Source organism: Actinokineospora diospyrosa, from assembly GCF_024171925.1.
In the GTDB taxonomy this organism is placed as follows: Bacteria; Actinomycetota; Actinomycetes; order Mycobacteriales; family Pseudonocardiaceae; genus Actinokineospora; species Actinokineospora diospyrosa.
In genome coordinates this window covers 477,438-489,007 of the sequence record NZ_JAMTCO010000004.1, presented here as the reverse complement: position 1 = coordinate 489,007, position 11,570 = coordinate 477,438, and the positions used below count along the sequence as shown (strand labels likewise).

The following is an 11,570-nucleotide window of genomic DNA, read 5'->3' as shown; positions in this document are numbered from 1 at the left end:
TAGAGAGCACTGCCCACACTGGAGAGCGGTGCTCTCTGTCGTGAGCGGTGCTCTCGGTGCGTCCGCGATTCCTGTCCAGCCTCGTGTCGCGGGCGAGCGTCGCTCGCCACTGGGAGAAGCGTGCTCCTGTGGAGAGCGTGCTCTCTTGCCTGGAGCTCCCGCTGGTCTTCCTGTCCTCCGGGCCCGCGGGGGCGATCTTGTTGCGCTGCCGCGTCCGGGGTTCGGTTGCGGTTGCCGCTTTCGGTTGGAGGGCGCTGTCCGCAATGGAGAGCACCGCTCTCGTCTGGTTGCGCCGTGATGGAGAGCGCTGCTCTCGAGCGTGGCGGGGCTGGCGTCTCGGTCGGGGGTTAGCTGGCGCGCATGATCTTGTGTCCCAGCGCCGGGGATACCCGCATGATCGTGTTGAGCAGGCCCGTCTTCCCGATGTAGGCGATCGGCGCGCCCCGGCGGATGCTGTTGAGGACGGCGGTCGCCGCCGCGGTCGCGGTGATCTTGTTGGTGCCCCTGCCGCGGGTCATGTCGGTGTCGACCAGGGGGAACACGGCGTCGATCACCTTCACGTGGGGCGCGTCGGCCTCGCACTGGTAGCGCAGGGCTCTGGTGAACGTCCGCACCGCCGCCTTCGTCGCGCAGTAAACCGGTGCCGACGCCTTGGGCGCGAGCGCCAGGCCCGTCGTGATGTTGACGATCGCCGCCGAGTCCCGCTCGCTCAGCCACGGCAGCAACCCCGTCGACAGCGTGACCACCGCCTCCAGGTTGATCGCGATCTCCTGCCGCGCCGCCGCCCTGGCGTGAGTCACGTCGTCCCGCAGGTATTCCACCGGCGTCTGCACCCCAGCGTTGTTGATCACCACCGACAGCTCCGGGTGCCACCGCACCACCGCCGCCACGAACCCCGCCGTCGCCACCGGGTCCGCCAGGTCGACCACGTACCCCGACACCCGCGACCCGTGCTCCGCCACCACCGCGTCCAGCGCCGCCGCGTCCCGGCCCACCGCCACAACCCGCGCCCCCAACCCCACCAACTGCCGGGTCAACTCCAGCCCGACCCCCCGCGCCCCACCCGTCACCAACACCGTCCGCCCAGCCAGTTCCATCCCCATCTCCTCCACTCTCACGGCACCACCACCTCCGGGCATGCCTCGATTTCCCCTACCTACAACCGAATCGTCCACAACCCCACCACTCACCGACCGCATTCCGTCAGCCCCACCGCCACTTCCGGCGTGCCCCGATTTCTCTGCCCCACAGTCGAGTTGTCCATGGCCCGCCTCTCGCCGGGCGTATTCCGTCAGCCCTGCCGCCACGACGCGCTCCCCGGCTCCGCCGGTTGCCGGGCTAGTTGCAGCCCGACCCCGAGGGCCGCGTCTATCCCGGTCTCCTTCGGACTCATCACTACTTCCGGTGGGCCCGACCCCCAGCTGAGTTGTCCACAGCCCGCCACTCGGCGGGCGTGTTCCGCCGGCCTTCGCCGGTAAGCTGTGTATCGGGGGCTGCTCAGCGCGGTTTGATCTTGTGTGAGGCCCCGAACGCCCCTCGATACGCTGAGGGCGTCATGGCGGTCCGCCGTGTGAAGTCGCGGGTGAAGTGGGGTTGGTCGGTGTATCCGCACGCGAACCCGATCGTGCTCAGTGAATGCGCCCCGCCCAGCAACAATCCCGCCGCGGCCTCGGTTCGCGCTGTGCCCAGCATGTCCTGGAAGCCGCCCGCCTCCCGCAGTCGCCGTTGCAGGCCGCGCCGCGAGGTCCCCAGCCGTCCGGCCAGCTCGTCCACCGTCCACCGCCGGGCGAGGTCGGCGCCGAGCAGTCCGCGTGCGGCAGCCACCACGTCCTGTTCGCCGAGTATCACCGGATCCGGCGCCGCCGTTGAAGTCCACGTCACGTGCCACCGCGCGGATCCGGACTCCGGTAGCGGGGCGACGAACTCCCCGGAGACGCACACCTCCACCTCACCGGCGGTCACCCCAACGCCCCGGACCCCGATCAGTCCGAGCAGTGCCACCAGCACCCCGAGCACCACCGCGTCCTCAGCCGGTTCCGGCGGCGACCCCGGCGGCCCGACGTGCGTCAGGTCCAGTTCGTCGACACCACGGCCGGCTACCTCGACCCGGTGCCGCGAGTGGGTGAACCGCTCCAACCGGCGCCACCGCTCGACCAGGTCCGCCGGGGAGTCCGTCCGCGACAGCGCCGAGACCGCGGGGTCCGCGGCCAGTTCCGGTAGCACGGCGCCGACCCGCAGCAACGGCAGCAGCCCGTGCTCGCGGGCGATCCCCGCCAAGTACCGGCGCTTCGCCGACAGCGGGAGCAGTGCGCCGCGGGCCGGGGGAGCGGTGGTCTCGATCCCGGCGACGGCGAGGCCGCGGCGCACCACGCCGACCAACCGCGCGCTGGCGAACTCGTCCACGGGGCCCTCCCTCCGACTCGACTGAGGCAAGGGTAGGTCCGGTCGGGTGCGTGGTCTTGAACGATCGCGCCACCCCGGGCGGGGGAACTTCGCACCCCCGGCGACCGGCATACGGTTGACAGCCGACCGGGATGAATAGGTGGTTCCGGATCAATTCTGTCAAAGTAAGTACCGCTTCTACAATTTATAAGTGTCCGGTACGGATTGATCACCCTCTGTCGCCATCAGCACTATTTGCGGGTGTCCCCCTGCACGGCCCGGTGTCCCGCCGGGCCGGTCGACAATCCGCGCACCCTGTCCCGGCGCGGAGGAAAGCGATGGCACATGAAGGTGTTCAAAGCGGTAGTCGCCCTGGCCGCGGTCGCCGCGGCGCTCGCGATCGCCCCGTCCGCCTCGGCCAAGCCCGCCCCGCCCGAGGAGCCCGGTGGCAGCGTCCAGATCATCGGCGGCGGCACGTACAACCAGAACGCGCCGTGGGCGGCTCGGCTGTTCCTCAACGGAACGCAGAACTGCACCGCGACGCTGATCGCCCCCCGCTACGTCCTCACCGCCCGGCACTGCGTCGGCGGGTCCCTGTCCTTCCGCATCGGCAGCCTCGACCAGACCACCGGCGGCACCATCGCCTACGGGTCGCAGACCACCACCCACTCCGCGGCCGACCTGGCGATCGTGCGCTTGGACCGCGCGGTCAACAACACCCCGTCGCCGCTGGGCACCACCGCCGACGTCGCGGTCAACCAGTACGTCTCGGTGCTGGGCTGGGGCGCCACCTGCACCAACCAGGCCGAGATCAACTGCCAGTCGCGCTACCTCAAGGTCGCCACGGTCCGGGTCGCCACGGTCAACGACCGCGACTACTTCGGCGGCGTGGGCGTCGGTGCCTACTGGTACAACGGCATCACCGCGGGCGGTGACTCCGGTGGCCCCATGTTCGCCAGTGGCCGCCAGGTCGGGGTCGCCTCGACCAGCAACCGCTCGGACTACACGACCTACACCAACATCACCCGCTACCGTTCCTGGATCCAGTCCGTCGCGGGTGTCTGATGTGGACTGATCACTGAGGTGAACCGCGGGGCGGGGGGCGAACCGGCCCCCCGCCCCACGGTGATGGGAGAGCCATGACCGGCCACGAACCGCACACCCAACTCATCGGCCGCGAGCACGAACTCGGCTTGCTGCAACTGCTCGTGCGCCGCAGGCCCGCGCTGGTGCAGGTGGAGGGCGAGGCGGGCGTCGGCAAGAGCAGACTGGTCCGCGAGCTGGTGGCCACGATGGACACCGACTCCCCGGTCGTGCTCATCGGGTACTGCCAGCAGTTGCGCGAGCCGTTCGTCCTCGGCGCGGTGCTGGAGGCGCTGCGCCACGCGCGCGAGCGGTTGGCCCGCTGCGGCGAGCTGAGCCCGGTGACCTCGGTGCTGCGCACGGTGATCCCGGAGCTGGCCGACGTGCTGCCGCGCCCGCAGACCGCCACCGCCGACCCCGCCTTCGACCGGCACCTGCTGTTCCGGGCGATCCGCGAGGTGCTGGCCGCGCTCGGCCCCGCGCTGCTGGTGGTCGAGGACCTGCACTGGGCCGACGACGGGACCCTGCAGCTGCTGCGCTTCCTGATGGCCGACCCGCCCCCGGAGCTCGCGGTCGCGGTGACCTACCGGCGCGAGGACGTCTCCGGTGACATGCCGCTGGGCACCGCGTACCGGCCGGGTTCCGGGGTCAGCGCGGAGCTGGTGCGGCTGCGGCCGTTAGGCCCCGCCCAGGTCCGGATGCTGGCCGCGGCGATCCTGCGCACCGACGCGGTGAGCGCCGCGTTCGCCGCCGAGCTGCACGAGCAGACCGCCGGGTTGCCGTTCGTGCTGGAGGAGGTGCTGCGCGCGCTGCGCGGCCGGGCCCTCGCCGAGGGCACCGACGTCACCGAGATCACCGCCCGACGGCTCTCGGACCAGGGCGAGGTGCCGGTGCTGCTGCGCGAGTCGGTCGCCGAGCGGCTGGCCGCGCTGTCCCCGGACGCGAGCAGGCTGGTCCGCGCCGCCGCGGTGTTCGCCATCCCCGCCGGGGTGGACCTGCTGGGGCAGGTCGCCCGGCTCACCGGCGACCGGTTGCGCGCCGCGGTCGAGGAGTCCGCCGCCTGCTCGATCCTGCACGACCAGGGCGACGGCACCTGCGCCTTCCGGCACACCCTCGCCCGCCAGGCCGTCTACAGCACGATCAGCGCGATGGAGCGCCGCGAGCTGCACGCCAGGGCCGTGCGCCTGCTCAGCGCGCTCGACCCGCTGCCGCTGGTGCAGCTCGCCGAGCACAGCAGGTTGGCCAACCGCCGCGCCGACTGGCTGCGCTACGGCGAGGCCGCCGCCGACCAGGCCCTCGCCGTCTCCGACGCGACCACCGCGACCCCGCTGCTGCGCCGCCTGCTCGCCGAACCGGCCCTGACCGGCGCCGACGTCGACCGCCTCGGCGTGAAGCTCGGCGAGGCGTCGCTCATCGGCGTCGACATCCGCGGCTCGGCCCTGCTGCTCAAGCGGCTGCTGGTCGACCGCAGGCTCTCGGCGTCGGCGCGCGGGGAGGTCCGCATGCAGTTGGGGATACTGCTGTCGCGGCAGAACGACTCGCTCGCCGAGGGCCGCGCCCAGCTGGAACTGGCCGTCGACGAGCTCTCCGGGCGCGAGGACCTGGCGGCCAAGTGCATGAGCGCGCTGGCCCAGCCGTTCACCGGGGACACCCCGCTGACCCTGGTCACCCCGTGGATGCGCAAGGCCGACGCGATCGCGGCGCACTGCGCGGACCCGGAGTCGCGGATCTGGCTGATGGCCAACGTGGTCGGGTCGATGGTGGCCATCGGCGACCCGGAGCTGCGCGACCGGCTGGAGACGCTGCCGACGGTCGCCAAGACGCTGGGGGAGCAGCGCCAGATCGCCCGCGCGCACAGCAACCTCGGCGACTCGCTGACCATCATCGGCCGCTTCGACACCGCGCGCCACCACCTGCGGTTCGGCACCCGCGCCGCCGAGGAGAGCGGGGCGCTGTACGTGCTCAGCACCGCGCGCAGCACCGCCATCCGCCTCGACTGGTTCACCGGTGCCTGGGACGGGCTGGCCGCGCGGGCCGAGTCGTTGCTGGTCGAGTACCGCGAACTGGTCGCCGTGGCCACCGAGCTGAACCTCGTGCTCGGCCTCCTCGCCCTGACCCGGGGCGAATGGGCCGCGGCCGCGACGCACCTGACCGACACCGGCATCCGCACCCCCCGCAACGCCATCACCCCCGTCGCCCTCGGTGGCAGCGCGGGCCTGATCCGCCTCGCGCTGCGCGACGACGACCCGGTGCTCGCCGTCGTCGAAGCCGACGCGGGCATGGCCCTGTTGCGCCGCAAGGACGTCTGGGCTTGGGCGGGGGAGTTGGCCCCGGCCGCCGTTGACGCTTACCTCGCCGCGGACCGCGTGCACGACGCTGAGGACGTCGTCCGGTGGCTGGCCGAAGGGCTCACCGGCGTTGTCGCGCCTCTTGCCGCTGCCGCGCTGCACACTTGCCGTGGCGCTGTTGCCGATTACCTGGGGAGGCCGGGCACTGAGCACCACGTTGCGGCTGCCCGCGCGTATGAGGATCTATCGGCCCCTTACCTTGCCGCGGTCGCATGGGAACGAGCCGAGGCCCACCGACTTCCCGCCGGTGACACTGCCGCTAGCGAGGCGTACAGCCGCTGCGCTGAACGCTATGAAGACCTGGGTGCGAGCCATGACGCTGCCCGGTGCAGGCACCTCTTACGCACCCTCGGTATCGCTACCCCATCCCGGCAGGGCCGCCGTGGCTACGGCAACACGCTCTCACCTCGTGAGCGCGAGGTAGCCCACCTCTTGGCGGCGGGCCACACGAACAACCAGATCGCGGAGATCCTCTTCCTGTCCCCCCGCACCGTCGAACAACACGCCGCCCGAGTCCTCCGCAAGCTCAAGGTCGTTTCCCGCCGCGACCTCAGGGTGTCTGACCTGCAGTAGTGACCCTTACTGGTTGCGGAACTGATCCAGCACCCGCCGCTCCCGCTTCGTCGGCCGCCCCGCCCCGCGCTCCCGCTTGGCCACCGGAACCACCACCTCCGGCGGCGGCTTCGGCGTGCGGTCGATCAAGCAGGTGGCCGCCACCCCAGCCCCCACCCGCTTCCGGATCGTCTGCGTGACCTCGACGACCCGCGTGGTCCCCGCCACCCGGATCCGCACCTCATCCCCGGGCACCACCACGGTCGACGGCTTGGCGGGCCGATCATTGACCCGAACGTGCCCACCCCGACAACTGGCGGCCCCCTCCGGCCGGGTCTTCACCAGCCGAACCGCCCACAACCAGCAGTCAATCCGAACCGATTCCACCCAACCATCATGCCGGCCCCGCGCCCACCTGCCGGTTTCCCGCTCGCACGGAGGCAGCCGAGGGCTCCGCGCGGATCGTGGACGAGACCTGCGGAGTCTGCACCGCGTCCCAGCCCACGGCTGCTCTCCGCGCCGATCTCGAAGTCCCTTGTGGACCTCTACATCCCGCGCGGTAGCGCCACCCGCAATGCCGTCGGGCCGCCGACCGGGCTGGTGAGGTCCGTTCGACCGTCGAAGGCGTCGGCTCGGCGGCGGATGCCGGTGAGGCCGGTGCCCAGGCTCTCGTCCGCGCCGCCGTGGCCGTTGTCGGTGATCTCGATGTGCACGGTGTCCGCGGTCGCGTGCAGTGCGATGGTCACGGTCGTGGCCCCGGAATGCTTGGTGGCGTTGGTCAGCGCCTCCGCGATGATGAAGTACGCGGCAGCCTCAACAGCAGCCGGTTGACGGCCTATAGGCGACATCGCAAGGACACACGGGATGGGGCAGCGGGCGGCTAGAGCGGTCACTGCACCGTCAAGGCCGCGGTCGGAGAGGATCGGCGGGTAGATGCTGCGCACGACGTCGCGGAGTTCGGTCAGGGCGGAGAGGGCGGTGTCCTGGGCCTTCTCGACCATGGCGAAGGCGGCGTCGAGGTCGCGGGTGCGGAGTTGGCCGACGATGCCCAGTTGCATGATGACCGCGGCGATGCGTGCCTGGGTGCCGTCATGCAGGTCGCGTTCGATGCGGCGGAGTTCGACACCGTGCGCGTCCAGCGCGGCGGCTCGGGAGGCGGTCAGCTCGGCGACCTGGTCGGACAGGGCGACGCCCTTGGCGGGGCGGAGCAGGAGGTGGCCGAAGTTGGCCTGCCAGCGCGCCGCGGGCGGCAGCACGATGAGCGCGACGACGATGCAGCCGAGCGAGATGCCCAGGCAGAGCCACGCGATGCCCCACGACGTGACCGCGATGCCGAACGAGGTCACGACCACCTCCGGCACCCACCACCAGTAGGCCATGAGCAGCGCCTCGTTGATTGACTCCGAAGCCAAGCCCAGGGCGACCAGGCCGAGTGCCAACCCCGTGATGCTGTGCCACACGACCCAGGCGAGGTCGCGGCGGGTAGCGGGGTCGAACGCTAGGGTCCGCAACTGGGTGCGCAGCGACCCCGACAGCGGTTGATAGGGCTCGCGGATGACCAGGTCCAGCTCGCGCCCGATCCTTCGCCGTTCCAGGTTGGCCAGCCTGCGGACCATGCGCAGGGCCTCGGGGACGGCAGGTAGGCCTAGGCCGAAGATGAGGCACATGATGGTCACCACCAAGAGGCCGCTGACCGCGATCAGCGCCAGCACCGCGGTGAGTCCGCCGAGCAGCAGGTAGCGCAACGCGGGCCAGCCCCGAGCGAACACTGCGTCGAGGCGGCCGAACGTGGACGTGGCGCTCATACCGCCGATTGTGCGGTAGTGCTGCCTGCAGCAGTCAGGCGGTAGTGCAGGCACCACCATCGATTCGCCTGCTCACGGGATCGAGCTATAGGCGCAGGCGAAGCAGACTTTTCCCAGATCAGACCACTGGGCGAAGGACATGGGGATGCAGGCGCTGACGATGGAGGCCGTACGCAAGGTGTACGGCAAGGGGGACGGCGCGGTCACCGCGTTGGACGGTGTCACGGTAGGACTACCCAAGGGCAGCTTCACCGCCGTGATGGGGCCGTCAGGGTCCGGTAAGAGCACCTTCCTGCACTGCGCGGCCGGGCTGGATAGGCCGACGACGGGGCGCGTAATGCTCGGCGACACCGACCTAGCGCGTCTTGGCGAGAACGAGCTGACCCGGCTGCGACGCGGCAGGATCGGGTTCGTCTTCCAGGCGTACAACCTGCTGCCCTCGCTCACGGTGGTGCAGAACATCACGCTCCCCCTGCGACTGGCCGGTGAGCAGGCAGACCGGGCATGGCTGCGGCAGGTAGTGGACCAGGTGGGCATCGCCAACCGGTTGGGTCACCGGCCTGCTGAGCTCTCTGGCGGTCAGCAGCAGCGGGTAGCGATTGCCCGCGCACTCGTGTCCCGGCCGGAGGTGCTGCTGGCTGATGAGCCCACCGGTGCTCTGGACACTCGCACGGGCAGGCAGGTGCTAGAGCTGCTGCGCACCCTGGTCGACACCTTGGGCCAGACCGTGCTGATGGTGACCCACGACCCAGTTGCCGCCTCTTACTCCCACCGAGCCCTGTTCCTCGCGGACGGTCGGCTGGCAGGCTCGCTTGAGCGGCCGACTGCCGCCGCGGTCGCCGAGCGCATGACGCACCTCGGGGAGTGGTGAGCCGTGCTGAGTCTCTCGTTGCAGACGATCAGGACCCGGCTGAGCGGGTTCGTGGGCGCGTTCCTGGCCGTGTTGTGCGGGACCGCGCTGGTCGGCGCCTGCGGGGTGCTGATCGAGTCCGGCATCCGCGCCGGGGTGCCCACGCAGCGCTACGCGGCCGCGGCGGCCGTTGTGGGCGCCAACCAGTCGGTGCGGCCCGAGGGGGTCCAGGCGATGGGGGCGCTGCCCGCGGCGGAACAGGCGACGGTCGACGCCGGGTTGGCCGGGCGGATCGCGGCGGTGCCGGGGGTGCGCGCGGCGGTCGGCGAGGTGGACTTCCCCGCCACGCTGGTCACCGAGGCCGGTCCGGTGCTGGCGGGCACGCGCGGGCACAACTGGGCCGCGGCCGTGCTCGGGCCGTTCCCGCTCACCGCGGGTGGCGCCCCGACCGGGTCCGACCAGGTCGTGCTGGACGCGAACCTGGCGGGGCGGGCCGGGGTGACGCCCGGGCAGCGGGTGCGGGTGGAGACGCCGCTGGGCACCCGGGAGTACCAGGTGAGCGGCATCGCGGCGGCGGACGGGCTGACCCGGCAGTCGGCGCTGTGGTTCGCCGAGGAGCAGGCGAGCGCGTTGTTCGGCAGGCCGGGGCGGGTGCACGCGATCGGGGTGCTCGGCGACGCCGCGGGGGTCGAGCGGGCGCTGGCCGGGGCCGGTCTGGAGGTGGCGACGGGCAACGACCGGGGCACGGTCGAGTTCGCCGACGTCAGCCAGGCGCGGGCGATCCTCACCGCGCTGGCGGCCTCCTTCGGGGGCGTGGTCGTGCTGGTCATGGTGTTCGTGGTGAGCAGCACCCTCGCGCTGTCGGTGGCGCAACGGCGCCGGGAGTTCGCCCTGCTGCGGGCCATCGCGGCGACGCCGAGGCAGATCCGGTCGCTGATCGGCGCCGAGACTCTGCTGGTGACCGGAGTCGCTGGCCTGCTCGGCGCGGTCGGTGGGATCCCGGTCGCGTGGCTGCTGCGCGACGCCTTCGCCCGGATCGGCATCATCCCCGCGGACTTCGAGCTCGCGCTCGGGCCGTTCCCGCTGGTGGGGGCCCTGCTGCTGGGGGTGGGCGCGGCCAGGCTCGCCGCGTACACCGCCGGGCGCGGACCGTCGCGGATCTCGCCGGTCGAGGCGCTGGGTGAGGCCTCGGTGCAGCGGCGCGAGCTGGGCCGGGTGCGGACCGCGGTCGGGGTGGTCGCGCTGGTCGCGGGCGTGGTCGGGTCGACCCTGCCGCTGTTCCTGCACGGCCCGATCGTGGCCGGGCTCAGCGTGCTGTCCGCGCTGGTGATCGTGATCGGCGTGGGCGCGCTCGGGCCGCGGGTGGTCGGTGCGGCGATCCGCCTGCTCGCCGGTCCGCTCGGCCGGGTCTCGCGGGTCGGCGGCTACCTGGCGGCGGCCAACAGCCGCGCCAACACCCGGCGGCTGGCCGCGGCGATCACCCCGCTCATGCTCGCGGTCGGCTTCGCGGTCGCCCAGTTCTTCAGCCAGACCACGCACACTGCGGCCGTGCAGCGGCAGACCGAGCTGAGCACCGTCGCGGACTACGTCATCACCAGCCAGGCCGGTGGCCTGCCGCCCGCCGCCGCGCACGCGGTGCGACAAATCCCCGGCGTTGCGGCCGCGACCCCTATGGTGCGCACCCAGGTGTTCACCACGACAAAGATGGGCGAGGACCTGGAACTTCACCAGGGAGCCGCCCTCGGTGTGGACGGCGACCAGGTGCGCGGCACCGTTGACCTCGGTTCGGTGACCGGAGACATCACCGCACTGACCGGCGACACCATTGCGCTGAGCAAGGCACAGGCGAGCTGGATGGACAAGAACCTGGGCGACCCCGTCCCGCTCCACCTCGGCGACGGCAGCTCGACCGAGTTGCGCTTGGTCGCGACCTACACCCACGACCTCGCGTTCGGCGACTTCCTGCTCCCCGCCGCGACCGCCCGCGCGCACAGCACCGACCAGGTCGACAGCTCCATCCTGGTCAGGCTGGCGCCCACCGCGGACAACGTTGCGGTCACTCAGGCACTGCAGGGCCTCAGCACGCAGTTCCCCAGCCTCGTTGTCGGCGACCGCACCGCGATGAAGGCGGCAGGCACAGCGGTGCAACAACAACAGTTCTGGGTCAACGTTGTCGCGTTCGGTGTCGTCCTCGGCTACATCGTCATCTCGGTCGCCAACACCCTGGTGATGACCACGGCGCAACGGGTCCGCGAGTTCGCCCTCCTCCGCCTCATCGGCGGCACCAGACGGCAGGTCAAGCGCATGATGCGCACCGAGGCGCTGATGGTCGGCGGCATCGCGGTCGTGGTCGGCAGCCTCATCCCGCTGCTGCCGCTGACCTTCCTCGGCCTCGGCCTCACCGGCGACCCGGTGCCCTCCGGTCCGGTGCTGGTGTACCTCGGCATCATCGGCTCCGCCGTGCTGCTCGGCCTGCTCGCGATCACCGTCCCCACCCGGCTCAGCCTGCGCAACCGACCGATCGACGCCATCGGCCTGCGCGACTGAGCG

Annotated in this window: 8 protein-coding genes; 4 read left to right on the top strand and 4 right to left on the bottom strand. The window is 71.6% G+C overall.

Annotated elements, in window-relative coordinates; all coding sequences use genetic code 11:
- Positions 1-347 precede the first annotated feature (347 nt).
- Positions 348-1,118, bottom strand: a complete 771-nt coding sequence (locus tag LV75_RS09215) for an SDR family NAD(P)-dependent oxidoreductase (protein WP_253886382.1) — start codon at positions 1,116-1,118, stop codon at positions 348-350.
- A gap of 379 nt (positions 1,119-1,497) precedes the next feature.
- Positions 1,498-2,403, bottom strand: coding sequence for a helix-turn-helix transcriptional regulator (locus tag LV75_RS09210; RefSeq protein WP_253886381.1), 906 nt, complete (start codon positions 2,401-2,403; stop codon positions 1,498-1,500).
- Positions 2,404-2,727: 324 nt separating this feature from the next.
- Here LV75_RS09210 and LV75_RS09205 point away from each other — a divergent pair, with 324 nt between their 5' ends.
- A complete protein-coding gene (locus LV75_RS09205) occupies positions 2,728-3,447 on the top strand; it encodes a S1 family peptidase (protein WP_253886380.1) in 720 nt (239 codons plus the stop codon).
- Between the two features lie 74 nt (positions 3,448-3,521).
- The gene (locus LV75_RS09200) at positions 3,522-6,386 is read left to right on the top strand and encodes an ATP-binding protein (RefSeq protein WP_253886379.1); all 2,865 of its coding nucleotides are present in this window, start codon (positions 3,522-3,524) and stop codon (positions 6,384-6,386) included.
- 6 nt (positions 6,387-6,392) lie between these two features.
- Here LV75_RS09200 and LV75_RS09195 read toward each other — a convergent pair whose 3' ends face one another.
- Together LV75_RS09195 and LV75_RS09190 are read right to left on the bottom strand one after the other, a co-directional pair.
- The gene (locus LV75_RS09195) at positions 6,393-6,752 is read right to left on the bottom strand and encodes an RNA-binding S4 domain-containing protein (RefSeq protein WP_253886378.1); all 360 of its coding nucleotides are present in this window, start codon (positions 6,750-6,752) and stop codon (positions 6,393-6,395) included.
- 158 nt (positions 6,753-6,910) lie between these two features.
- Positions 6,911-8,170, bottom strand: a complete 1,260-nt coding sequence (locus tag LV75_RS09190) for a sensor histidine kinase (protein WP_253886377.1) — start codon at positions 8,168-8,170, stop codon at positions 6,911-6,913.
- A gap of 145 nt (positions 8,171-8,315) precedes the next feature.
- On the opposite strand from LV75_RS09190, the gene LV75_RS09185 reads away from it, so the two are divergent.
- Positions 8,316-9,041 (top strand): ABC transporter ATP-binding protein, encoded by a 726-nt coding sequence (locus LV75_RS09185; protein WP_253886376.1) that lies wholly within the window; start codon positions 8,316-8,318, stop codon positions 9,039-9,041.
- A 3-nt stretch (positions 9,042-9,044) separates the two neighbouring features.
- Positions 9,045-11,567, top strand: coding sequence for an FtsX-like permease family protein (locus LV75_RS09180; protein WP_253886375.1), 2,523 nt, complete (start codon positions 9,045-9,047; stop codon positions 11,565-11,567).
- Positions 11,568-11,570 lie beyond the last annotated feature (3 nt).

Bases quoted from the DNA above. Each gene is read 5' to 3' on its own strand.
- LV75_RS09200 (WP_253886379.1), top strand. From the start codon at position 3,522: ATGACCGGCCACGAACCGCACACCCAACTCATCGGCCGCGAGCACGAA.
- LV75_RS09185 (WP_253886376.1), top strand. From the start codon at position 8,316: ATGCAGGCGCTGACGATGGAGGCCGTACGCAAGGTGTACGGCAAGGGG.
- LV75_RS09190 (WP_253886377.1), bottom strand. From the start codon at position 8,170: ATGAGCGCCACGTCCACGTTCGGCCGCCTCGACGCAGTGTTCGCTCGG.
- LV75_RS09205 (WP_253886380.1), top strand. From the start codon at position 2,728: ATGAAGGTGTTCAAAGCGGTAGTCGCCCTGGCCGCGGTCGCCGCGGCG.